This is a genomic window from Pedobacter zeaxanthinifaciens, from assembly GCF_003313335.1.
GTDB classification, from domain to species: Bacteria; Bacteroidota; Bacteroidia; order Sphingobacteriales; family Sphingobacteriaceae; genus Pedobacter; species Pedobacter zeaxanthinifaciens.
Map to the genome: position 1 here is coordinate 38,019 of NZ_QMHP01000001.1, position 25,399 is coordinate 63,417.

Here is a 25,399-nt window from a genome sequence, read left to right on the forward strand (position 1 = left end):
ATGTCTTTAACCAAGTACGCCGAAAAACGAAACTTCGAGAAAACTACAGAGCCTAAGGGTGGAAAAGGTAAAGGTAAAAAACTGGCTTTTGTAGTGCAAAGGCATCATGCATCGCATTTGCATTATGATTTTAGATTAGAGTTGGACGGCGTACTGAAAAGTTGGGCAGTGCCAAAGGGTCCTTCCTTAAATCCTAAAGATAAGCGCTTGGCCATGATGGTGGAAGATCATCCATACGACTATAAATCGTTTGAAGGCGTAATCCCGAAAGGCAATTATGGTGCAGGCGTGGTCAATATTTTTGATGAAGGTACTTATGAGCCAATTAGCGAAAAGGATAGCTTACACAAAGGCTTACACGAGGGTAATTTGAAATTCAAGTTGAATGGCAAAAAACTAAAAGGTGAATTTGCCTTGGTGCGAATGAAAGATAGTGAGCATAACGCTTGGTTACTCATTAAACACGACGATAAATATGCCGTTAAAGATCAATACAGTGCAGAAAATGAGGTTTCGGCGAAGGTAAAAAAGGCAGGTAAGGACTTTAAAAAAGAACCTGTAGAAGAAATTAAGCTTCCTAAAAAGACTACAACATCTAAATCGGAAAATTATAAACCTATGCTCGCTAAATTAGTGAAGCATGTAACCACCGATGAGGACTGGATTTTTGAGGAAAAGCTGGATGGCTATCGGGCCATTGCGCAGGTTAAAAAAACAAAGGCCTCTTTAACTTCAAGAAATGGTAACGATTTATCTGCAGATTATCCGCCAGTAGTAGAAGCACTTAAAAAATTAGGAGTAAACGCCGTTTTAGATGGCGAAGTGGTAGTGCGTGAAAAGAACAAAAGCAATTTTCAGGCATTACAAAACTATAATCCTGACCAGAAAAAAGTAAACTTACATTACGTAGTTTTTGATGTATTGGAGATTAACGGCTCTGATGTGCGTGATATGCCTTTACATCAAAGAAAGCGCTTACTTGAAATGCTTTTATCTAATAAAAAGGTTGATGAAATTGAGCTGGTTAGTGCCAGTAAGGTAAAAGGCAATGAGTTTTTAGAGGAGGCGAGGAAAAACGGTTGGGAAGGCATTATGGCCAAAAATGCCGAAAGTATCTACGCAAGCGGAGCACGAAGCAACAACTGGCAAAAAATTAAAATTCAGCAGTCGCAAGAAGCCATTATTGCGGGATATACGCAACCTTCAGGAAGTCGAAATCACTTTGGTGCATTAGTGTTGGGAATGAAAAATGAGCAGGGAGATTTGGTGTATATCGGCAACTGCGGTACTGGCTTTAATGAAAAATCGTTAAAAGAAATAGCTTCCTTACTTAAGCCTATAGCAACTAAAACTAAGCCTTTTTCCGAAAAAATCCCCCAATCCAGAAACATCACTTGGGTAAAACCAACCATCGTTTGTGAGGTTACCTTTTCGGAATGGACGGAGAATGAACATTTAAGACATCCCGTGTTTAAAGGTATCAGAGATGATAAAACAGCGGACGAAATCAAGCAGGAAAAGCCTATGGTTAATTCTGGTAAAAAAGTTAAAGGTGCAGATGAAAAATCCTTGAAGTTTGGCAGAAAGACGGTTAAGCTAACTAATTTAAACAAAGTTTATTGGCCCGAGGAAAAAATAACAAAGGGTGAAGTAATTGCTTATTACCAACAAATGGCTGATTATATTTTACCGCATTTAAAAGATAGGCCACTTTCGTTAAATAGACATCCCAACGGTGTTAACAAACCAGGTTTTTTTCAAAAGGATTTAAATACAGAGCAAATTCCAAAATGGATCAAGTATGCTTCGTTAACTTCGGAACACCTAAATAAAGATATTGATTACCTTATTTGCAACGACGAAGCAACTTTGCTTTGGATGGCCAATTTGGGCTGTATAGAAATTAACCCATGGATGAGCACTTATCGCAAGCCTGAAGTACCTTTGTTTGCCGTACTGGATTTGGATCCTCACGGAGTTGATTTTACCGATGTTGTTAAAGTTGCACTCACCGCTAAGGAAGTATTGGATGAGCTAAAAGTGGTTTCCTTCGTGAAAACATCAGGTTCAAAGGGCATACATATTGTAATTCCGTTAGCAGCTTATGATTACGACGTTTCCAAAAACTTTATTCACTACGTAGCAGGTTTGGTTTATGAACAACATCCAGATATTACCAGTTTGGAACGTAGTCCTAGCAAGCGTAAAAACAAAATCTATCTCGATTATTTGCAGAATAGGAGAGGGCAAACCATTGTATCGCCGTATTCGTTACGACCAAAAGCTGGCGCAACAGTTTCCACACCACTACATTGGGATGAAGTTAATGAAGAACTTAGTATCGCTAAATTCAACATTTTTAACATTAAGGAGAGGGTAGAAAAAGTTGGAGATTTATGGGCTGACATTTACAAGGTGAAGAATAAAATCAAAATTCGTTAACGATATGGATTTAGCGCATCGATTCCCAGAAAATCCACTTTTATCACCTAAAGATGTTGCACCAAGTGCGGATAACTTGCAGGTAATTTGCTTGCTAAATCCAGGTGTGTTTAAATGGCAAAATAAGATCTATTTGTTGGTGCGTGTGGCAGAAAATGTGGCACCGCAAGAGGGTAAATTATTTGTACCTATGCGTAGCGAAGCTGATTTACTAGAAATCATGGAACTAAAGCTTGATGATCCTGATTTGCTGAGTGCCGACCCCAGAGTAATTAATTACAAAGGCCTCGACTATTTAACTACCATTTCTTACTTGCGTTTATTTAGCAGTGATGATGGACGAAATTTTAAAGCTAAACCTTTAGGTCTTCACGGAAAAGGATATTTAGAACGTTATGGCATTGAAGACTGCCGAGTTAGCCAAGTGGAAGATACTTTTTACTTAACCTATACTGCGGTATCAGCTAACGGCGTAGCTGTAGGTTTGAGAACTACTACAGATTGGCAAACTTTTTTAAGTCATGGCTTGATATTTCCGCCACACAACAAAGACGTAGCTATTTTTGAGGAGAAAATCAACGGTAAATTTTATGCCTTGCACAGGCCAAGTAGCAAGGATATCGGGGGCAATTTCATTTGGCTTGCCGAATCTTACGATGCCTTGCATTGGGGAAATCATCAGTGTGTTGTGAAAACCCGAGCCAACAGTTGGGAAAATACCAGGGTTGGCGCTGGTGCCGCCCCCATAAAAACCGAAAAAGGTTGGCTGGAAATTTACCATGCAGCTAACCAAGATCACCGCTATTGTTTGGGTGCTGTACTGCTTGATCTCAATAATCCGGCAAAAGTTTTAGCTCGTAGTGAAACGCCAATTATGGAGCCAAAAGAAAGCTATGAGCTTAATGGCTTTTTTGGATCGGTAGTTTTTACCAACGGCCACCTTGTAAATGGTGATGAATTGACCATTTACTACGGCGCCGCTGATGAATTAATTTGTGGTGCAAAATTTTCAATAGAAGAAATTTTAAAAAGTCTAGTTTATTTGGCTTAACTGCCTCCTTACTTTATACTTTCAACTTTCCACTTTTAACTTCGCATTCTACTTTCCGCTTTTCTTCCTTTGCCTTTCCTCCGCGGCTTTTACTTCATCCTTTTCTGCCAAAGGGCGTTCTGTTTTCAACGTAGATTTTGTACTGGCTGTTTTTTCTGATGTTGTTTTTTCTGGCTTTTTCATGGTCAAATCTTTATTGAAAATAACATCCTCGCTTTGCGTTTTGTTGCTACCAAGTGCTTCTTTTTGAAAAAGCAGTATTAATACCACATGGCTTTGCGTAAAATGCCTAGGCTTTATGCACATCATCCGTTTTGATAATTAGTCAATCTTAAAAACTGAAATGTTATGCTTAAATGCCAAATGTTTTGTACCTTTGGTTTTTAATGAATTTCCTCTATCCGGGCTTTCTTTTTGCACTTTTAGCGGTCTCCATCCCGATCATTATCCATTTATTCAATTTCCGGAAATTCAAGCGAATTTATTTCAGCAATGTTGCCTTTTTGAAAGAGGTAAAGGAACAAAATTCATCAAGGGAGAAACTTAAAAACTTGCTGATTTTAGCTGCTAGGATACTCGCCATTACTTTTTTGGTATTAGCGTTTGCAAGGCCTTTTATCAATTCAACTGAAAAGGCCAACCAAACTAGTGGAAATATTGTAAGTATTTATCTGGATAACTCGTACAGTATGGATGCCGTAAATAAAGAAGGGAGTTTACTGGATGAGGCCAAACGACGAGCGAAGGAAATTGTAAAAAACTACCAATTAAATGATAAATTTCAGCTGCTCACTAACGATTTTGAAGGTAAGCATCAGCGCTTGTTAAACCCAGATGAGTTTGTTCAAGCTGTTGATGAGGTTAAAATTTCTGCTGGCAGTCGTAACTTGCAACAAGTAATTAATAGGCAGCAAGGCGTCTTTACCGGTGCGGCTAATAGATTTTCCTACGTAATTTCTGATTTTCAAAAGAATTTTGCTGGAGATGCACCTATTAAAAAAGAGCAACAAACGCAATTAACGCTACTGAAATTAAGTGCTAACGAACTACCTAATCTTTCTGTAGATAGTGTTTGGTTTTTATCGCCAGTGCATCAAGCCGGAGCCTCAGAGAAAATTGTGGTACGTTTAAGAAACTTTGGTAACGAAGATGCCAAAAATGTGCCTTTGAAATTGAGCATCAATGGTCAGCAAAAGGCTATTGGTAGTGTTAACGTGGCTGCAAACGCTCACGCAATAGATACACTTTCATACAGCGGTTTAAGTTTAGGATGGCAAAAGGCAGTGCTCAGCATTAAAGATTTCCCGCTTACATTTGACGACGAACTTTATTTTACGTTCAATGTAAACGCCAGTCAGGAAGTGTTGAGCATAAATGGAAGTAAAACGGCAAAATACATCGAAGCATTGTTCAATGCCGATCCTTATTTCAAACTTACTTCCGTTTCGGAAAACAACATCAATTATACTTCTTTCGCTAATTATAGCTTAATTGTACTGAACGGGTTAAACGAACCATCTACAGGTTTGGCACAGTCGCTTAAAACCTATGTTAGCAATGGCGGCACCGTTGTAATTTTTCCTTCAACATTTACTGATCAATCGGTTTTTTCTGCATTTTTAAACGCCATCGGCTTGCCACCGGTTAATAACGTAGTAACTGAAGCAACAAAGGTGTCTCAAATAGAGCTGAAGCATCCACTTTTCAAAGGTGTATTTGAAACGCTTCCTAAAAATATTGACTTACCATCGGTTAACAGATATTTTATTTATACCGATAATAGTAAGGTGGCAAAAGAACCTTTACTACAATTGCCTGCCGGGAAAACATATTTAGCTCGTTATCCAGTTTCGGGCGGACAAGTGTTCTTATCCGCTACAGGTTTGCTCGAAGAGGAGGGCAATTTGTCCAAACATCCACTCTTTGTGCCGTTGATGTACAAAATTGCTTTTGAAAGCGCTAAAGATCAGCCGTTAAGCTACACCATTGCCAAGGACAACGTAATTACTTTGCCCGCAATTAAGCTAGGTGCAAATCAGTCGTTAAAACTTATTGGAGATGGATTTGACGTAATCCCCGACGTAAGTAACCAAAATGGAAATACCTTATTATTTGTTGCCGATCAAATCAAAAAGTCAGGTTTCTATCAGGTGAAAAAATCAGACTCTACTTTGGCTGTGGTTGCGTTTAATGATAATAGAAGCGAATCGAATATGGTTTACGATGACCAAAATACATTGGAAGAGAAGTTTGGTACACAAAAAATACTTTTTATTGATGCAAAAAAGCAGAACATTTCATCTGCTATTGCGGAAAAAAATAACGGAAGCGAGTTATGGAAACTTTGCCTAATTTTGAGCTTAATTTTCATCGCCGCTGAAGTAATATTGATAAGATTTTTTAAGCCACAGATGCACAAATAAATTGATTTTAATTTTGAAGACAGATCTAGGATGAAAAATCTGTGTATCTGTGGCTATAGATAAACGGAAATTAAAAATAAATATACAATTCATGAGCCTCTTAATTAAGGGAATTACCATTGCTGATGCCAGTAGCGAGTTTAACGGAAAAACTTGCGACCTGAGGGTTGAAAACGAATCCATTGTAGAAATTGGCAGTGGTTTGTCGGCTAAAAAATCGGAAACTGTTTTTGAAGCTAACGGAGCCGTTTTATCGCCAGGTTTTTTCGACTTGAACTGCTTTTTCGGTGAACCAGGTTTGGAAACTAAAGAAGACATTAAAACAGGTACTGCGGCAGCTGCTGCGGGTGGTTTCACTGGCGTAGCCATTATGCCCAATACTAAGCCGGTAATACAAAGCAAAAGTGAAGTGGAGTATGTAATTAATAAAACTAAAGGTAACTTGGTTGATGTACATCCAATTGGCGCAATTAGTCAGGGTTTAGAAGGTAAGGAGTTGGCGGAAATGTTTGATATGAAGCAGGCAGGTGCAGTTGCCTTTGCGGAAGCTGGAAAAGCAATTGCCGACGATGGTTTCATGAGCAGAGCTTTGCAGTACGCTTTAGGTTTTGATGGCTTGCTTTTTAGTCATCCAGAAAATAAATCGCTTGCTGGTAAAGCACATGTGAATGAAAGCGCAACTACGATTTTGTTGGGCATGAAAGGTATTCCGGCATTAGCCGAAGAGATACAGATTTCAAGAGATATCTTCTTGGCACAATACCACAATGCGCCAATTCATATCAGTAACATCTCTACTAGCGGTGCGGTGGCAATCATTAAAAAAGCCAAAAAAGATGGCATTAAAGTCACCTGCGACGTTGCTGCCCATCAATTGGTTTTTACCGAAGATTTATTGAATGATTTCGATAGTAATTATAAAGTTAAGCCGCCTTTACGCAGCAAAGCTGATAATAAAGCGCTTATTGCGGGGTTAAAAGATGGTACTATTGATGCTATTTCTTCACAGCATCGTCCGCATGAAATTGAGTTTAAAAACGTGGAATTTGAAATCGCTAGCTACGGTATAATTACTTTGCAAACGGTTTTGCCGTTGTTGTTGCAGGCTGGCTTAGAGGCTTCACTAATCGTAGATAAATTGGCTATTTCGCCACGTAAACTGTTGAAATTGCAGGTTCCCGAAATTAAGGTGGGAGCAAAAGCTAATTTTACCGTATTCAATCCAAATAAAACTTGGGAATTTAATAGCGAAACTAATCAATCTAAATCAGCAAACTCACCTTTATTTAATACTACACTAAAAGGAAAAGTGGAATTGGTTTATAATAACGGACAGTACAATATTTATTAAATTAACTCGTCATTGCGAGGCATTACTTGCTCGGATAGTTCGGAGAAGCAATCTCCAACTAATTATTTAGATTGATGTGAGAAGACAAATTCCTCCAAACGTAGGAATGGAAAAAATGCTTCACGCTTGGTAACGACGAAAATATTTGAAATACATGAACAACACAGTAAAAAAAACAATAACTGCAGCGCTGGCTAAATTCGGCGAAGTGCAAAAAGCAGCAAGCGTTGAACTTACGCATCAATTAATTGCTGTCTTCGAAACAGATACCGACTTCATGTCTAAGGCAGAGAAATTTGACGCTGTTTTCGATGAATTTCCGAAATTCGAAGAGTTGAGAGAAGTATTTTTCGATTTGCTGATGATTAATTTCTTCACTAGTGATGTAAACAAACTAGAAGAGGATTATCTAGAATCGAAAGAATGGGAAAAGATAGAAGACGAAACCATTGACAGGGGCACGGAGCTGCTGAATTTGCTTTTGTACATTAACGAATGTCACGACGAGCAAATTAAGCCTAGCTTAGAAGACTTCCTAAAAGAGTTCTTATTGGTGGAAGAAGATGAGTTCCAGGACGAATTTCATATTTACGAAGATTTGATCAGTAACCAACAGTTGGTAGAAACTAGTGTGCAGGAAATTTGCGAAAATTCAAAAATTTTGGATTTAGGTGAAGAAATGCAAGATATGTTTGTGCCGTTTATGGCTTTCTTCCATCAGCCACAAGCTAATGATGCTGTTTATAAAGATTTGGAGCGTTATAGTAACAATAAAGCTTTTGATGCGTCTTTATACAGTCTAATCACTAGTTTTAATCAAAATAGGTAATCATGAGTATGGAACAACAATTAACTGAGGAGCAAAAAAAGCCGAATGTGTTAGCTTTTCAATTGGCTTTGTTATTCGCCTTTTATAACATGGCAATGATTTATGTCTCCGAGCTAATGGGTTTGGGCGGTGCGAAATACGAAACCGCCTCTGTAGGTATAAAAATGCTTTCCACAGCTTTAACTTATGTCCCTTTTATAGGAGTAATTTATTACGTTCAAATTAAACATAAAGCTGACCTAGGTGGATTTATTTCTTTTAAAAGAGCTTTTTCAGCTGGTTTCAAATTGGCTGCATATGCTGGATTATTCATTGCTTTATTGACTGTTCTTTACTATAAGGTTCTTAGTCCTAGTTCGATGACTGCGGTTATTGATGCAGCAATTCAAAATGCTGGAGATGATCCACAGAAGTTGAAAGGTGTTGAAATGATGAGTAAGTATATTATTTTGTTCATGGTTTTTGGTTTAGCTGTTACGTTTACGATTTCCGGCTTAATTATTAGCTTGATTAGTGCTGCTATTGTGAAAAAAGAAAATCCAAACCCTTTCGCAAATCAGAAAGATCCAAATTTTGGATAGTCGTAAGTACTTTTTGTCAAATTCAAATCAAGCAAATCGTACCCTTTAAAATAAATATGAAACGTGCAATTTTCTCAATATAATTGATGAAATTTGCACGTTGTTTTTTTATGGCGAGCTATTTTGAGATTGGTCTCAATATGCCATAAGCTACACTCAATACTTAAGAATGGATATATCAATTGTAGTACCGCTATATAATGAAGACGAATCGCTGCCCGAGTTGATTACTTGGATAGATAGCGTGATGCAAAATCACCAGTTTTCTTACGAGGCAATTTTTATTGATGATGGAAGTACCGACCAATCTTGGAAAGTAATTACCAGCCTAAAAGAACAATTTCCGAGCATACGAGCAATTAAATTTAGGCGAAACTATGGTAAATCCGCTGCGCTAAATGTTGGTTTTGCTGCTGCACAGGGTGATGTAGTAATTACCATGGATGCCGATTTGCAGGACAGTCCTGATGAAATTCCGGCGCTTTACCGCAGAATTAAAGAAGAAGGCTACGATGTCGTCTCCGGCTGGAAAAAGAAACGCTACGATCCAATTACTAAGACCATTCCAACTAAATTATTTAACGCCGCCACTCGTAAAATGAGCGGTATACAGTTAAATGACTTTAATTGCGGGCTAAAATCATACCGACACGATGTAGTTAAAACCATCGAAGTTTACGGCGAAATGCACCGTTATATTCCAGTATTGGCCAAATGGGCTGGTTTTACGAAAATAGGAGAGCAGGTGGTTGAACATAGGGCTCGTAAATACGGTGTAACTAAATTTGGCTTGAGCAGGTTTATCAATGGTTTTTTGGATTTGATGTCTATTTTCTTTGTAGGGAAATTTGGCAAGCGTCCAATGCACTTTTTTGGCTCGCTTGGTGTACTTAGTTTCTTCTTAGGAATTATCATGGCCATTTACATTATGGTAGAAAAGCAAATACATATTTGGAACGATTTACCTTATCGCAACTCAACTGATCAACCGCTGTTTTATTTGGCTTTGGTGGCCATCATTGTTGGGTCGCAAATGTTTTTGGCCGGTTTTGTTGCCGAGCTGGTAGGACGTAACGCACCAGAAAGAAATCAGTATTTAATTGAAAAAGAAATTAATTAGCTAATTGGTTAATGTTTTTCTCCATTATCATACCACTTTACAATCGTCCGCAAGAAATTAAGGAACTGCTATCCACTTTGTGCAAGCAAACTTACATGCAGTTTGAGGTGCTTGTTATCGAGGATGGTTCGGTGCATAATGCAAAGGATATTGTTGAAAGTTTCAGCAATAAGCTGGATATCAAGTATTTTTTTAAGGAAAATTCCGGTCAGGGCTTTTCTAGAAACTTTGGTTTTGAGCGTGCCAAAGGCGATTATTTCATTATTTACGATTCAGATATTTTAGTGCCATCTAACTACTTGGAAATCGTGAAGAACTATCTTTTTGAACACCAATTGGATGCTTTTGGCGGACCAGATGCGGCACATGAAAGTTTCACGCCCATACAAAAGGCAATCAGTTACGCCATGACCTCTCCATTCACAACAGGTGGTATAAGAGGTAATAAAAAACATATCGGACAGTTTCATCCACGCAGTTTTAACATGGGTGTTTCCAGAGAAGTTTACGAAAAAGTAGGTGGTTTTATTTTAACTCGTTTAGGTGAGGATATTGAATATAGCATTCGTATTCACGAAAATGGCTTCAAAATAGGCTTAATTCCGGATGCTAAAGTGTATCACAAGCGCCGCACTAGCTTTAAACAGTTTTATAAACAATTACACTTTTTTGGTAGGGCACGTATCAATATTTACAAACATTTTCCTGCCGAGTTAAAAGCAGTCCATTTTTTTCCGGCAATCTTTACTTTAGGCTTAGGCTTTACACTGCTTTGCAACATGTTTTACAGGCCCTTAGCTTACGTTTGTAATTTCTTTGTATTGTTGTACTTTTTGTTGATATTTTTTCACGCTTGGCAAAGCAACAAATCAATAAAAATTGCATTTTTGAGTGTAGTGGCTTCATTTATACAGCTTACCGCTTATGGCCTAGGTTTTATACAAGATTTTGTGAAAAGGGTAGTGTTTGGAAAGTAAAAATTCAAAAGTAAAAAGTTGATTTTCATTGAGCATTTGCCTTCTAAGGAATGTACTAATGGCCCATTGAACTAATGAACTAATGAGCTATTGAATTAATGAACTATTGAACAAGTGAACCATTGAACTAATGAACAATAAAAGATGATCAATTATTTAAAAGAAAGTACGTTTGCAGTTAAAGATGTGGTTACGCAAGCATGGACGGTCACAAAAGAAAATTACTTTTCTATAGCCACCTTATGTTTTCTGATTTTCATCACCGCTTCAACCTCAACATTCATGGCATTTTTTATGGAAGAGGTTAATGTAGGCATTAAAATCATCATGCTTACCATTTTCATCTTCTGTTATTGTGTAATCGAACTTGGCTTAATCAAATACATTTTAAGGCTGCTGGATAAAGGCGATGCTGATATTCTGATTGTGGAAACTTTGCCTACACGTTCAGAGGTTTTTAAATTCTTACTTGCAACATTATATTTTGGCATTGCAATATTGGTTTCAATGTTATTTATCGTGCCAATATTGTATTTCCTACTGTATTTATTGGATTCGTTATTTAAGTACATGGTGGCGCAACACATGATTACCAGCTACGGACTAACTGGGGCTATTATTGTGCAGGTAGCTGTTAATATAACCGCTTTAACTGTGTTTTTAGCGTTCCTAAAAATTATCTTTTTCCCATTTTTTATCATTGATAAAGGGACATCAGCATTTGAAAGTATCAAGTTGAGTATGGCAGTTACAAAAGGTAACTTTATGAAATTGGTGTTTTTTCTTTTTGCTCAAGTAATTCTCCAGGCAATCGTTTTCTTCCTGTTCAGTTTCGGATTTTGGTTGATTTTTAGGGTAATTGGTTTTTTCTGGGATTTAGAGTTTTTTCAGCAATATTCTTCGCTAATTGTGGTGGTGTTCACTTCGTTCGTAATGGTGCCGTTTACTACAGCATTTTTGGCGGTGGCCTATCGTAAAATCATGAGCGATTACAAAGGAGACGAACATCCGGACATTATCCATAACATCGTTTAATTAGAGTTCTTCTCCACGATAAATCATTTCACATCAATCCCAACGATAAACAAAGCGCCTCATTAAAGGTTAAAGGTATATGGCTTTAAAATCTTTCTTAAGTAAAATATTCGCATCGGTAGTTGTTAAAGGTATCAACAAATGGAAGTTTGATGCGGTAGCGGCGCAGGAAGATACGTTGAGAAATTTAGTTAAAGAAGCGGCAAATACGGTTTTTGGAAAGGAACACCATTTTGGAGCTATCAAAAACTATCAAGATTTTAAAGCAAATGTTCCAATTAGGGACTATGAAGATTTGCGGCCGTACATTGATAGGGTTGTAGCTGGCGAGAAAGATATTTTGTGGAAGAATAAGCCTGCTTACTTAGCGAAAACCTCGGGTACAACTTCTGGTGTTAAATATATTCCCATTTCAAAAGAGTCGATGCCGGAACATATTAAAGCAGCTCGAAATGCTTTGTTAACTTATATCCATGAAACTGGTAATGCTAGTTTTGTTGATGGTAAGGTGATTTTTTTGCAAGGAAGTCCCATACTGAGTGAAAAAAACGGCATCAAAGTAGGTAGGCTTTCTGGAATTGTAGCGCATTTGGTGCCAGCATATCTGCAAAAAAATCGCATGCCAAGTTATCAAACCAATTGTATTGAAGATTGGGAAGAGAAGGTGGATGCTATTGTGGCGGAAACGATAAATGAGGATATGCGTTTGATTTCGGGAATTCCGCCCTGGGTGCAAATGTACTTTGATAAACTCACGGAGAAATCTGGTGGTAAGCAGATCAAGGAAATTTTCAAGAATTTTCAGTTATTTGTTTACGGTGGTGTAAATTTTGAGCCATATCGGGCGAAAATTGAAGCGAGTATTGGTAAGCGTGTTGATGCCATTGAAACTTACCCCGCTTCGGAAGGATTTATCGCTTATCAAGACAGTCAGACAGAAAAAGGATTGCTTTTACTTGCCAATGCTGGAATGTTTTACGAATTTGTTCCAACTGAGGAGTTTTATAATGAACATCCTACTCGCTTAAGTTTAGCAGAAGTGCAACTGGATAAAAATTATGCTTTGATTTTGAATACCAATGCAGGTTTATGGGGTTACAGCATAGGTGATACCGTAAAGTTTGTATCGTTAAATCCATACAAAATTGTCGTTACCGGACGAATAAAGCATTTCATCTCCGCTTTTGGAGAGCATGTGATAGGAGAGGAAGTAGAACAGGCATTGTTGTCGGTGGCAAATTCTGAAGGTGTTGAAATCACTGAGTTTACAGTTGCGCCACAGGTTAATCCGCCAGCAGGTGAATTGCCGTTTCACGAATGGTTTATTGAGTTTGCAAAAGAGCCTGCTAACTTAACTTCGTTTGCTTTAAAAGTGGATGAAGCATTACAGCAAAAAAACATCTATTATTTTGATTTGATTAAGGGAAATATCCTACAGTCATTAAAAATTACAGCCCTTGAAAAAGACGCATTTGTGAACTACATGAAGACACAGGGTAAATTAGGAGGCCAAAATAAGGTTCCAAGACTAAGTAATGATAGGAAGATAGCGGATGGATTAGAAAAATATATGAATGCATAAACATCTATCAATATAATACTTTGACAATTTTCATATTTAAAAATAAATTTTGAAACATATATCCATATTAGGTTCAACAGGTTCAATTGGTACGCAAGCGCTGGAGGTAGTTCGGGCAAATCCAAATTTGTACAAGGTTGATGCGTTAACTGCTCAGCGCAATGCAGATTTGCTAATTCAGCAAGCACTGGAGTTTCATCCAGAATTGGTAGTAATTTGTGATGAAACACAATATCAAAAGGTAAAATCGGCATTGCCAAAAGTAAAGGTGCTTGCTGGTGAAGCTGCTTTAATTGATGCAGTACAACTACCGAAAACGCAAATTGTACTGACAGCTGTGGTTGGCTCCGTAGGTTTAAAACCCACTATTGCTGCTATTCAAGCAAAAAAAGATATCGGCCTTGCCAATAAAGAAACCTTGGTAGTTGCCGGTGAATTAGTAATGAGTTTGGCGAAGGAACATGGGGTTAAAATCATTCCTGTAGATTCTGAGCATTCCGCAATTTTTCAATGCCTGGTTGGCGAAGAACAAAATGAAATCGAGAAGATTTTATTGACCGCTTCGGGTGGTCCGTTTAGAGGAAAGGACAGGGATTTCTTGGCTGGTGTTAGCAAAAATGAAGCATTAAAGCATCCAAATTGGGTAATGGGTGCTAAAATCACTATTGATTCGGCATCTTTAATGAATAAAGGTTTGGAGGCTATTGAGGCCAAATGGTTATTTGATTTACAGCCTGAGCAGATTGAAGTTGTAGTGCATCCTCAATCCATTATCCATTCGATGGTGCAGTTCGCTGATGGTTCAATTAAGGCCCAAATGGGTTTGCCGGATATGAAATTGCCTATCCATTATGCCTTAGCTTACCCTAACAGATTAAAATCAGATTTTGAACGTTTTAGCTTTTTGAAGTATCCAGAATTAACATTTTCCTCGGCAGATACAAAAACTTTTCGTAACCTTGAGCTTGCTTACAGCGCAATGGTCAAAGGTGGTAACATGCCTTGTATCATAAACGCCGCAAATGAAATTGTGGTAGAAGCCTTTTTAAAGGATAAAATTGGTTTTTTGGAGATGAGCGACGTAATTGAACAGTGCATGGAAGAGTCGAAATTTGTGACTACTCCAACTTTGACCGATTATATTGAATGTGATATCAATGCTAGGGCGCTAGCACAACAATTAGTAACAAAATAGATAAAGAAACATCTAAAAAAATAGAAATATACGACATTAACATATGGACGGACTGATTATGGCGGGCCAGCTCTTGCTGGGATTATCGATACTAGTAATATTACACGAATTAGGACACTTTTTAGCCGCTAGGGCATTTGGAATTAAAGTAGAAAAGTTTTATCTGTTTTTTGACGCTTGGGGATTCAAGTTGTTTAGTTTCAAGGTAGGAGATACCGAATATGGCGTAGGCTGGTTACCGTTGGGAGGCTATGTTAAAATTTCGGGAATGATTGACGAATCCATGGATACCGAACAAATGGCAGCTCCTGCTCAGCCTTGGGAATTCCGTTCTAAGCCAGCTTGGCAACGCTTAATTGTGATGTTAGGTGGTATCATCGTTAATATAATTGTAGGTATTTTTATTTTTTGGATGATGGCCTTCAAATATGGCGATACGTTTATTCCAAACGATAAATTAGCCTATGGTATCAGTCCTGGAATTGTTGGTAAGCAGATGGGCTTGCAGCCTGGCGACAAGATTTTGGCTGTAAATGGTCAGAAGTTGATTTATCTTGATGAAATCATGAGTTCAAAAGTGCTTCTGAACAACACCAAATTAACAATTTCTCGCAACGGCGAAACCAAAGATTTGCGTGTTCCAGAATCAGTTTTGGATAGTATTAGCAAGTACAAAATGAAGGCCTTCATAGGTCCAAGGCTGGTTGCTAAAAAAATAGATTCGGTAATTACACCAAAGGATTTAACGCCTAAGCCTAGTATTCTTGATAAATTAAAGGCATTATTCGTTAAGCCAAAACCAGTTGTAGTGGAAACCCCAGCTTTTGATGCAGGCTTTAAAAAAGGAGATAGTATCTTATCAGTAAATGGTAAGCCGGCTAAATTCCACGATCAAATAACTACTGAAGTATCGGCCAATCCGGGTAAGAAAATTGCTGTGGTTGTGCTACGAGGTGCTGAACAGCTTACGCTTACGCCAAAAGTATCTAAAGATGGTGTTTTAGCAATTAATATTCCGCCGGTTAAGCCAGCAATGGTTACCATTAATTATGGTTTTTTTGAAGCTTTTTCGGTAGGCATGGATAAAGGTTGGACCTCATTTACCGATAATGCGAAGGGCATTTGGAAAATGATTACGGGTAAATTAAGTGCTCGTAATATCAGCAGTCCAATTGGTATTGCCGGAGCATACGGAAGTGAATTCGATTGGGAAAGATTCTGGGGATTGACAGGTCTGATTTCTATGGCACTGGCATTTATGAATTTATTGCCAATTCCTGCCCTAGATGGTGGTCACGTAGTGTTTTTAATTATTGAAATGATTAAAGGTAAACCACTGAGCGATAAATTTATGGAACGAGCTCAAATTGTCGGTTTTGTGATCTTATTGTGCTTAATGGTATTTGCATTTGGTAACGATATCTTGAAAAAATTTGGAATATAAATTAGGAATTAGGAATAAGGTTTTAGTCCTAATTCCTAATCCCTTGTACCTGATACCCGTTAAAATGAATTACTTCGAACTATATAGCTTGCCTATTTCATTTCATCCTGATCAACAGTTGGTGAAGCAGCAATTCTATGCCCTTAGCAAAAAGTATCATCCAGATTTTTACATCAACGAAAGCGCTGAAAAACAAGAGGAAGTGTTAGAATTATCGACACTAAACAATAAGGCTTTTCAAGTGCTTAAAAACCAGCAAAAGGTACTGCAGTATGTGCTAGAATTGAAAGGTGTAATTAGTGAGGGAGAGAATTATGCCTTACCACAGTCTTTTTTAATGGATATGATGGATGTGAATGAAGCTATTATGGACCTTCAATTTGATCCTGATCCCGAAAAACAAAAACTTATTCAAGCTAATTTGGCTGAAATAGAGGAAGCGCTGCATCATGATTTGGAAAGTAACACAAAAGCTTTCGATCAACTAAATGAATCTGAGCAACAAATACACCTGCAGAAGATCAAAGATATCTATTATAGGAATAAGTATATCCAACGAATTAAAGATAGCTTAGCCAAGCTTTAATTGCCCCATTCCATCTTATTTTTATTTACTGGAGGTTGCTCACGTAGCTGGCGATTGATTTTTCCTGCTTGTTAGCTACGAATACAATTGATCATCGTACAAAACAAAAAAGCTTCGAATTGCTTCGAAGCTTTTTGTGAATCCTCCCATACAAAACTCGAACATTTTGTTGGCTGATTTGAGATATTAAACATTTTAAAGGAAACTAATAATTAAAATAAATATTTTTAGCCTTTGGACTGAAAAAGATAGCTTTTAGCAGCAAATGACGCATCGGTAAGCGTTCAGAAGCGTAGGTAATAACTTCATTTTTTAAGATGTTTTATCAGTCCATTCAATTTTTGCTGTGATGCCTGCTGAGGATAAAAAATATTAGAATCTTGGAATTATAGTTAACCTTAAAATAGTAACTTGTCCAGAAGATTATTTTGTTAATATCTATTTAAGTTAGTAAACTCCTTAAATTATGAACGCTTTTAAAAATATCCTTTTTTTATCATTTATCTTACTTATCATCGCAAATTCCGGTTGCAGGAAAATTTCCTACATTGAGCCTGACCCCGTGCTACCACCAGTTACACAGGTAGGTGCGAATACCTTTGGATTTATGTATGGAGATGCACTTTGGGTTTTTAACAGTGAAAAACCTAAAAATAATATAGACGCTTACATTACGGTTCGAGGCAAATATTGTGAGATGAGAGTGGAGCGTGCCGGAGCAAGCTATAATCCAAGACTTGACGTAATTACAATTTTTGCAGATAATTTCAACGGTGTTGGAAAGTACAGTATTGAAACTATACTTGGCGCTGAGCTAATTTTTGTCCAAAGTATCGACCCAAATAAGGATTTGATTTATAATATTCAACCAGGTTCTGAGCTGATAATCACTAAATATGATCCAGATAAAAAGATCGTTGCAGGCGAATTCTCATTTTCTGCAAAGAAAAAAGGAGGAGATGAGATTATAACAGTAACAAAGGGAAGATTTGATGTCATCTACAGAGGCGATTGACATTTACTTTAGTGCCTTTACGGATAAAAGCACTAATTGACATTAAAATAGTGGTTAACGTCTTTGTAAAGATTTTTTGATTTGAAATAAGCTCAAGTGATGGAAGATATTACGAGCCTATAATTTTTTTCTTGAAAATTGCCAAATGTTTGGTTTTTAAGGTCAGAAGGAAAGTCAAAGACGTAGATGGATCGATATTTCCACACAACCTACTGTGGAAGGATGCGTATTAAACAGTCTAGATTAGATTATATCTACTTATCCTTTTGGATTTAGCGAATGAAGAATAAAAAAAGCGCATCGGTTGATGCGCTTAAATTTTGATCTGTGATCCCGCTGGGATTCGAACCCAGGACCACTACATTAAAAGTGTAATGCTCTACCAGCTGAGCTACGGAATCTTCCTTTGTTCTAAGGAGGTGCAAATATAGAAATAGTTGTGATTACTTACAAGCTATTTTGTTAAATAATTTCATTTTTTTTGTATTTGCTTGATTTACAACTTGAAGATTTATCAAATAAAAAACGTTAGTTAATATTTTCATTTTTTGACTTGGTTGTTTACATTCGATTCTACAAAATACCGGCTTAATTTAACCGTTACGCTATCTAAGTACATCATAAACCTAACAAGATTGCGATATAGTGCTATAGCCTTGATTGGCTTCCTTTTTTTCCTATAAGCGCATCTCTGTTCACTTATTAAATTTTGACAGACAGGAATGAGTTGATTTAGTTTGTTATAACATATTAGCTATATCCTTGAAAAAGTTGTAACTAAATTCCTGTGGCCTATATCACTGAGAACCTATATTTCGTTGCCGGCAGCTAGCTTTTACATATTTCGCTTAGCGATGTGTACTAAGGTTGTTAAATGACGTGAGTAAGCGTTTTTTGATATTAGCCAGAAATTTAGCGGAGTAACTAATGATGGGTGTAATGTTAAAAAACAAAACAGTTGATTAATGTTTAAACAAACCATGATTACCAATTGAAAAAAAAATGACCAAACTGTTGCAGAATGGCCATTTTTACTTTAATTTTTCTCCCAATTTCTTGGGGTCGTACCCAGGGCCGGGATCGAACCGGCACGGTCTCCCACTAGTGTTTGAGACTAGCGCGTCTACCAATTCCGCCACCTGGGCATTTGCTTATAAGCGGGAGCGCAAATCTATAAAAAGACTTCAGATTACACAAGTTTTATTTAAACTATTATGAAATATTTTTACTTGCCGTAGCTTTGTTGCAGACAGTCAGCTAATTAATTTTTAAGTTTTCCTCTTGTTTTAATTTCTTTTCTACGTAAAACGGTACAAAAGGTAATAAGGAGGCTATAAATAAAACTACTACTTTCCAAAAGCTCCATTTTCGTTCTTGCCAAGCCATTAACAAAAAAGCAATGTAAAGCACAAATAAAAGCCCATGAGCCCATCCAACATATTTCACAGCTAACGGCAGGTCGGCAAAATATTTAAGCGGCATAGCTATTAAAAGTAATACAATGTAGGAAATGCCCTCGGCCAGGGCAACTTTTCTGAAAAGGTGTAGTGATGACATAGAATTAACTTAAATTTTGGGCAAATGTACCATCTATCGGTTGCTTAGACGAAGTTGAGTTTTATTTTGACAATAGAGCAACTGTAGCTGTTTTGTCGCAAATAAGTTTTAATGATTAACCTCATTGTTCCAGAGCTTTGTTGCGTAACTTTTTATTGATGTTTCGTTAACATTAAGTTAACATTGGATTTCTAATTTTAACTTATGAACTATCCAGTATTTATTTTTCATGAGTTAGTGCTACGAGTTTCATATATCAACCGTAAAGTAGGTAGGTACATTTCTAGCACCATAGAGAATGGTATCTGTTTTATTGATACCACTAGCGGTAAAATTGCGGTAGCGCAAGAGTGGTTAGAAAAGCAATACCGAGATCCTAGCCAAATTTCATCTGATCAATTGGAGGAGCTTGCAGCTGGTTTCGAGGCCAAGTAAAAAAATATGCTTATAAAATAGGAAAGCCCTTAATTCATTAAATTAAGGGCTTTTTTTTGGTTATTGCTTAGTTATTGCTTTGTTATTTTCCCGCTGCTTTTGCATGATCTGCTAAGAAGGTAGCTAAACCACTATCGGTAAGTGGGTGCTTCAACAAACCGGTAATAGCAGCTAATGGAGCTGTAATTACATCTGCGCCAATTTTAGCACAGTTAACGATATGTAATGGCCCACGGATAGAAGCTGCTAAAATTTGAGTTTCAAAGCCGTAGTTGTCAAATATCAGTCTAATGTCTTCAATTAATGTTAGTCCGTCAGTAGAGATGTCATCTAATCTTCCCAAGAATGGAGAAACATAAGTAGCTCCAGCTTTTGCTGCCAACAATGCTTGTGCAGGAGAGAAGATTAATGTGCAATTGGTTCTGATTCCTTTGCTGCTGAAATATTTAATGGCTTTAAGGCCTTCTTTAATCATTGGTACCTTCACTACGATTTTAGGATTAAGCGCTGCTAAAGCTTCACCTTCCTTAACTATACCTTCGTAATCAGTAGAAATTACTTCTGCGCTTACGTTGTCATCAACAATATCGCAAATTGCTTTGTAGTGATTGATTACGTTTTCATCACCCGTAATACCTTCCTTAGCCATTAAGCTAGGGTTGGTGGTAACGCCGTCTAAAACGCCTAAATCTTGTGCTTCCTTAATTTGATCTAAGTTGGCAGTATCAATAAAAAATTTCATGCTATATAATGCTATAAATTGGTTAAAGGTTTCGAGGAAATTCGAGAATTATCATTTCCATAATTATGCTAACCTGAAAGGAAATGAAAAAAAGGGCAAGCAACTTTTATCGCACCGCTACAACCTTCTACCCTTGCTTTGTTCCCAACCTGGGGGAGTTCAAAGGGAGCTGGTCGTAAAAGACTTGCCCGGCACAAAGGTAGTAAAAGCAGTGGTTTTACAAAATATAAATTAGCTAAAATTTAAAGTTTTTTCAAGTTGTTTAAAGTCAGTTAGTTGTGTTGTGTAGGATATTGTCTGTTTGTTGTGAAATGTTGTTTTAAATCATTTAAACGCGTAAATGATATCTGTGTTGAATTACTAATATTTTAATTGGTATCGTTTTCTTTTATCATATTGATAATTTTAAATTTAATTTTTGCGTATAATATACTTTTTTGATAAAAATTTTATCATTTATGTAATTTTTACTTATTTTTTTGTATCTTAGTGTTCAATACACACTAACTACAACCAACTAATAAATGGAAAATTTAAATGTACAACAGGGTTTGTATCGCAGTAGTTTTGAACACGACGCTTGCGGTATAGGTTTTGTTGCCCATGTGAAAGGGAGAAAATCACATCAGAACATTTCAGATGCGCTGACCATTTTGGAGAATTTGGATCACCGTGGCGCATGTGGGGCTGAACCTAATACTGGAGATGGTGCCGGTATCATGATACAGGTTCCCCACGAATTTTTATTTGACGAATGTTTACGTACGGGTTTTAGTTTGCCAGCATATGGCGACTACGGCGTAGGCATGCTTTTTATGCCTAAGGAAATTAGGGCTAGAGAGGAATGTCGAGAAATTATTTATCGCACAGCTGAAAAATTGGGCTTTGAGGTGCTTGGTTTCAGAAAAGTTCAGGTAGATACCACGGATATTGGTCAGATGGCTTTATCGGTAGAACCTGAAATTGAACAAGTATTTGTTTCAAGGCCTTATCACGTTGCGGCTGGTGCTGATTTTGAACGTAAGTTATTTGTGCTAAAAACCTACGTTACGAAAACTATTTACAGTGCTGTTAAGGATAGCAAGCAGGATTTTTACATAGCGTCATTTTCGTCGCGAACCATTGTGTATAAAGGACAGCTTACTTCTTTGCAGGTGCGCACTTACTATACCGAGCTCAGCGATAAGCGGATGGTTTCGGCCTTTGGTTTGGTGCACTCTCGTTTTGCCACTAATACCTTCCCTTCTTGGCGTTTGGCGCAACCTTTTAGGCATATTGCCCACAATGGTGAAATCAATACGTTACAAGGAAATTTGAACTGGTTTCGCTCTAGTGTGAAATCATTTGCATCTCCATATTTTACTCCGGAGGAGTTGAACATGATTTTGCCAGTGATTGATGAAACGCAGTCAGATTCGGGATGTTTAGATAATGTAGTTGAATTGTTGTTGCATGCAGGCCGCTCGTTGCCGCATGTTTTAATGATGTTGATCCCTGAAGCTTGGGATGGAAATAAAGATATGGATCCTTTGAAAAGGGCGTTCTATCAGTTCCACGCTTCGTTAATGGAACCATGGGATGGTCCTGCCGCCATTGCATTTACTGATGGTAACTTAATTGGAGCAACCTTGGATAGAAATGGCCTCCGTCCTTCGCGTTATGCGTTAACTAGCGATGATCGTGTGATTATGGCATCTGAATCGGGAGCGGTTGAGATTGACCAAAGCACCGTGATTGAAAAGGGTAGGCTAACCCCTGGTAAAATGTTTGTAGTTGACATGGAGCAGGGGCGCATCATTAGTGATGAAGAGATTAAAAAACAAATTTGCGGTCGCCGACCATATGCAGATTGGATCAATCAATATCAAATTAAATTGGAAGAATTGCCTGAACCAAGGGTGATGTTTACCAATTTATCAGAAGAATCGATATTTAATTATCAGCAAGTTTTCGGTTATACCAGAGAAGATATCGACTTACTAATTAAGCCAATGGCTATTGAAGGTAAAGAGGCTATTGGTTCAATGGGTACTGATACACCTTTAGCGGTGCTATCTAAACAGCCTCAACACTTATCGTCTTATTTCAAGCAGTTGTTTGCTCAGGTAACCAACCCGCCAATTGATCCTATTCGTGAAAGAGTGGTAATGAGCTTGGCTGGATTTATGGGTAATAATGGCAACTTATTGGAAGAGAATCAGATGCAGTGCCATTGTGTGGGTATACCGCATCCAATTTTAACCAATCCGGAGCTAGAAAAACTAAGAAGTATCGATACGGGACTTTTCCAATCGAAAACTTTGCAGATGTATTTTAGGGCTGATGGTAAGTCGGGTTCACTACAAAAAGCTTTAGATCGTTTGTGCCGTTATGCAGTGGATGCTGTAGAGGACGGCTTTCAGGTGATCATTTTGAGTGATAGAGCTTTGGATTCTACCCATGCTGCAATTCCTTCTTTATTGGCGGTTTCTGCGGTTCATCACCACTTAATTAGAAAAGGCTACAGAGGTGCGGTAGGAATTGTAATTGAAGCTGGCGATGTTTGGGAAGTGCATCATTTTGCTACTTTAATTGGCTTTGGCGCAACGGCGGTAAATCCGTATTTGGCGCTTGAAACCATTAATACTTTCCAAAAGGAGAGTGGTTTAACGCAAGATAAGCTGAACTATAACTACATCAAATCTGTTAAAGATGGATTGTTGAAGATCTTCTCTAAAATGGGGATTTCTACACTTCAGTCGTACCATGGAGCACAGATTTTCGAAATTCTTGGTTTGAACCAACAAGTAGTGAATACTTACTTTACAGGAGCAGTTTCGCGTATTGGTGGCTTAGGCTTGGATGAAATTGCTCAAGAAGCTTTAATTAAGCATAATCGTATTTTCGGAAAGCATACACAAACCGAACATATTTTAACTGCTGGTGGTACTTATAAATGGAGAAGACGCGGGGAAAAACACTTGTTTAACCCAGAAACCATCCATTTGCTACAGAATGCAACCCGTAAAAATGATTTTGGTACATTTAAAAAGTACTCAAAGCTGGTTAACGAACAAACTACCCAAGCTTACACTATAAGAGGTCTATTTGATTTCAATTATAGTCGTCCTTCAGTGAGTATTGACGAGGTAGAGCCAATTGAGCAGATTTTGAGACGTTTTGCTACGGGAGCGATGTCTTTTGGATCAATATCTCACGAGGCGCACTCTACGTTAGCTATCGCGATGAATAGGATTGGTGGTAAAAGTAACACTGGCGAAGGTGGTGAGGATGAAATTCGTTACCAAACTTTAGCCAATGGCGACTCAATGCGTTCGGCAATTAAACAGATTGCTTCTGCTCGTTTTGGCGTAACCAGTTATTATTTAACCAATGCGGACGAGCTGCAAATCAAGATGGCTCAAGGTGCAAAACCTGGGGAAGGCGGTCAGCTGCCTGGTCACAAAGTGGATGATTGGATTGCAAAAGTTCGTCACTCTACGCCAGGTGTTGGTTTAATTTCGCCGCCACCACATCATGATATTTATTCTATCGAAGATTTAGCACAGCTGATTTACGATTTGAAAAATGCCAATCGTGCTGCTAGAATTAACGTGAAGTTGGTTTCTAAAGCTGGTGTTGGAACTATTGCAGCCGGTGTTGCTAAAGCGCATGCGGATGTCATTTTAGTATCGGGTTATGATGGTGGTACGGGCGCTTCGCCACTTACCTCTATACAGCACGCCGGTTTGCCTTGGGAACTAGGCTTGGCAGAAGCGCATCAAACATTAGTGAAAAATCGTTTGAGAAGCAGGGTAGTACTGCAAACTGATGGTCAGTTAAAAACAGGAAGAGACATTGTTATTGCAGCATTATTAGGCGCAGAAGAATGGGGTGTAGCTACTGCTGCATTGGTAACTACAGGATGTATTATGATGCGTAAATGTCATTTGAATACTTGTCCTGTAGGTGTAGCTACTCAAGATCCTAACTTGAGAAAACTATTTACTGGCGAAGCTGATCACGTAGTTAATTTATTTTATTTCTTGGCTCAAGAAGTAAGAGAATTAATGGCTGAATTAGGTTTCAGAACTGTGAATGAGATGATTGGACAGTCTGATTTGCTAAAGGTGAGAGAATTTGCTGAAGCAGATTGGAAGTTGAAATTTGTTGATTTATCGCCAATTTTATATAAAGAGCCAGCAAATGGACTTCCATTATATAATACTGAATCGCAAGATCATGGTTTAGATAAAGTGTTGGATCATCAATTGATTGCAGCTGCACAACCTGCCATCCAGAACAATGAACCTGTTTTCGCTAACTTCAACGTGAAAAACACCGATAGATCGATTGGAACGATGCTTTCTAACGAAATTTCCAAAGTACACAAAAGTGCTGGATTGCCACCGGATACCATCAATTTCAAATGTTTTGGTTCAGCAGGACAAAGTTTTGGAGCATTTTCTACTAAAGGTTTAACACTTACTTTGGAAGGTGAAGGTAACGACTATGTTGGTAAGGGACTTTCGGGAGCAAAATTGGTAGTGTACCCATTCGCTAATATTAACTACGTGCCGGAACAAAATATATTGATTGGAAACGTAGCGCTTTACGGTGCAACATCTGGCGAATTGTATGTGAGAGGTAAGGCTGGTGAGCGTTTTGCGGTACGTAATTCGGGAGCAACAGCAGTAGTTGAAGGTGTGGGCGACCACGGCTGCGAGTACATGACTGGCGGCGAAGTATTGGTGTTGGGAGATACTGGAAGCAATTTTGCAGCTGGAATGAGCGGTGGTATTGCTTGGATTTACGATACAAGTAAAACCTTTGCCAATAAATGTAATCCGGAGATGGTGGATTTAGATCCGCTGCAAGCCGAAGATGAGTCAAGAATCACCACTTTGTTGAAGAATCATTTGAGGTTAACCAATAGTAAAGTAGCAGAATTTATCTTAAGTGATTGGGAAAATCAATCTAGACATTTTGTGAAGGTTTTCCCTAGAGAATATAAAGCGGTTTTATTACAACGTCAACAAGTAAAAATTAACTAAG

Annotated in this window: 19 protein-coding genes, 2 tRNA genes and 1 other RNA gene; 16 read left to right on the forward strand and 6 right to left on the reverse strand. The window is 37.9% G+C overall.

Annotated features, from left to right (window positions below; translation table 11 throughout):
* Together ligD and DUT68_RS00205 are read left to right on the forward strand one after the other, a co-directional pair.
* Entirely contained in the window at positions 1 to 2,442 is a 2,442-nt protein-coding gene (gene ligD, locus DUT68_RS00200) for a DNA ligase D (protein WP_113634680.1), read from the forward strand.
* Between the two features lie 4 nt (positions 2,443 to 2,446).
* On the forward strand, positions 2,447 to 3,493 hold the full coding sequence (locus DUT68_RS00205; protein WP_113634681.1) for a glycoside hydrolase family 130 protein: 1,047 nt from the start codon (positions 2,447 to 2,449) through the stop codon (positions 3,491 to 3,493).
* A gap of 48 nt (positions 3,494 to 3,541) precedes the next feature.
* Here the strand turns inward: DUT68_RS00205 and DUT68_RS00210 are convergent, their stop codons facing one another.
* On the reverse strand, positions 3,542 to 3,802 hold the full coding sequence (locus DUT68_RS00210; RefSeq protein ID WP_157960736.1) for a hypothetical protein: 261 nt from the start codon (positions 3,800 to 3,802) through the stop codon (positions 3,542 to 3,544).
* A 77-nt stretch (positions 3,803 to 3,879) separates the two neighbouring features.
* Here DUT68_RS00210 and DUT68_RS00215 point away from each other — a divergent pair, with 77 nt between their 5' ends.
* The 12 genes from DUT68_RS00215 to DUT68_RS00270 all read left to right on the forward strand — a co-directional run bounded on the left by DUT68_RS00215 (position 3,880) and on the right by DUT68_RS00270 (position 17,631).
* Positions 3,880 to 5,916, forward strand: a complete 2,037-nt coding sequence (locus DUT68_RS00215; RefSeq protein WP_113635426.1) for a vWA domain-containing protein — start codon at positions 3,880 to 3,882, stop codon at positions 5,914 to 5,916.
* 91 nt (positions 5,917 to 6,007) lie between these two features.
* Positions 6,008 to 7,267 (forward strand): dihydroorotase, encoded by a 1,260-nt coding sequence (locus tag DUT68_RS00220; protein ID WP_113634685.1) that lies wholly within the window; start codon positions 6,008 to 6,010, stop codon positions 7,265 to 7,267.
* A 154-nt stretch (positions 7,268 to 7,421) separates the two neighbouring features.
* A complete protein-coding gene (locus DUT68_RS00225; RefSeq protein ID WP_113634686.1) occupies positions 7,422 to 8,096 on the forward strand; it encodes a hypothetical protein in 675 nt (224 codons plus the stop codon).
* A gap of 8 nt (positions 8,097 to 8,104) precedes the next feature.
* Entirely contained in the window at positions 8,105 to 8,677 is a 573-nt protein-coding gene (locus DUT68_RS00230; RefSeq protein WP_198659506.1) for a DUF4199 domain-containing protein, read from the forward strand.
* Between the two features lie 169 nt (positions 8,678 to 8,846).
* Positions 8,847 to 9,797: a glycosyltransferase family 2 protein gene (locus tag DUT68_RS00235; protein ID WP_113634690.1), complete on the forward strand. Its 951-nt coding sequence runs from the start codon at positions 8,847 to 8,849 to the stop codon at positions 9,795 to 9,797.
* 11 nt (positions 9,798 to 9,808) lie between these two features.
* On the forward strand, positions 9,809 to 10,774 hold the full coding sequence (locus DUT68_RS00240; protein ID WP_113634692.1) for a glycosyltransferase family 2 protein: 966 nt from the start codon (positions 9,809 to 9,811) through the stop codon (positions 10,772 to 10,774).
* 144 nt (positions 10,775 to 10,918) lie between these two features.
* A complete protein-coding gene (locus DUT68_RS00245) occupies positions 10,919 to 11,809 on the forward strand; it encodes a hypothetical protein (protein WP_113634694.1) in 891 nt (296 codons plus the stop codon).
* A 79-nt stretch (positions 11,810 to 11,888) separates the two neighbouring features.
* Complete coding sequence (locus tag DUT68_RS00250) at positions 11,889 to 13,391, forward strand: GH3 auxin-responsive promoter family protein (RefSeq protein WP_113634696.1); 1,503 nt, start codon at positions 11,889 to 11,891, stop codon at positions 13,389 to 13,391.
* Between the two features lie 49 nt (positions 13,392 to 13,440).
* Positions 13,441 to 14,586 carry a 1-deoxy-D-xylulose-5-phosphate reductoisomerase gene (locus DUT68_RS00255; protein WP_113634698.1) on the forward strand — a complete coding sequence of 382 codons (1,146 nt, stop codon included), beginning with the start codon at positions 13,441 to 13,443 and terminating at the stop codon, positions 14,584 to 14,586.
* 43 nt (positions 14,587 to 14,629) lie between these two features.
* Complete coding sequence (gene rseP, locus DUT68_RS00260; RefSeq protein ID WP_113634700.1) at positions 14,630 to 16,030, forward strand: RIP metalloprotease RseP; 1,401 nt, start codon at positions 14,630 to 14,632, stop codon at positions 16,028 to 16,030.
* A gap of 64 nt (positions 16,031 to 16,094) precedes the next feature.
* On the forward strand, positions 16,095 to 16,616 hold the full coding sequence (locus DUT68_RS00265; RefSeq protein ID WP_113635428.1) for an iron-sulfur cluster co-chaperone HscB C-terminal domain-containing protein: 522 nt from the start codon (positions 16,095 to 16,097) through the stop codon (positions 16,614 to 16,616).
* Between the two features lie 466 nt (positions 16,617 to 17,082).
* On the forward strand, positions 17,083 to 17,631 hold the full coding sequence (locus DUT68_RS00270) for a Riean_0653 family protein (RefSeq protein ID WP_113634702.1): 549 nt from the start codon (positions 17,083 to 17,085) through the stop codon (positions 17,629 to 17,631).
* A gap of 328 nt (positions 17,632 to 17,959) precedes the next feature.
* Here the strand turns inward: DUT68_RS00270 and DUT68_RS00275 are convergent.
* The 3 genes from DUT68_RS00275 to DUT68_RS00285 all read right to left on the reverse strand — a co-directional run bounded on the left by DUT68_RS00275 (position 17,960) and on the right by DUT68_RS00285 (position 19,188).
* Positions 17,960 to 18,032 (reverse strand) — tRNA-Lys (locus DUT68_RS00275).
* 664 nt (positions 18,033 to 18,696) lie between these two features.
* A tRNA-Leu gene (locus DUT68_RS00280) sits at positions 18,697 to 18,776 on the reverse strand.
* A gap of 112 nt (positions 18,777 to 18,888) precedes the next feature.
* On the reverse strand, positions 18,889 to 19,188 hold the full coding sequence (locus DUT68_RS00285; RefSeq protein WP_113634704.1) for a DUF3817 domain-containing protein: 300 nt from the start codon (positions 19,186 to 19,188) through the stop codon (positions 18,889 to 18,891).
* 204 nt (positions 19,189 to 19,392) lie between these two features.
* Here DUT68_RS00285 and DUT68_RS00290 point away from each other — a divergent pair, with 204 nt between their 5' ends.
* A complete protein-coding gene (locus DUT68_RS00290) occupies positions 19,393 to 19,623 on the forward strand; it encodes a hypothetical protein (protein WP_113634706.1) in 231 nt (76 codons plus the stop codon).
* An 82-nt stretch (positions 19,624 to 19,705) separates the two neighbouring features.
* Here the strand turns inward: DUT68_RS00290 and fsa are convergent, their stop codons facing one another.
* Together fsa and ffs are read right to left on the reverse strand one after the other, a co-directional pair.
* Entirely contained in the window at positions 19,706 to 20,365 is a 660-nt protein-coding gene (fsa, locus tag DUT68_RS00295) for a fructose-6-phosphate aldolase (protein ID WP_113634708.1), read from the reverse strand.
* Positions 20,366 to 20,455: 90 nt separating this feature from the next.
* Positions 20,456 to 20,555, reverse strand: an RNA gene (gene ffs, locus DUT68_RS00300) — signal recognition particle sRNA small type.
* A 334-nt stretch (positions 20,556 to 20,889) separates the two neighbouring features.
* Here ffs and gltB point away from each other — a divergent pair.
* Positions 20,890 to 25,398 carry a glutamate synthase large subunit gene (gltB, locus tag DUT68_RS00305; RefSeq protein ID WP_113634710.1) on the forward strand — a complete coding sequence of 1,503 codons (4,509 nt, stop codon included), beginning with the start codon at positions 20,890 to 20,892 and terminating at the stop codon, positions 25,396 to 25,398.
* The last annotated feature ends 1 nt before the right edge of the window (position 25,399 follow it).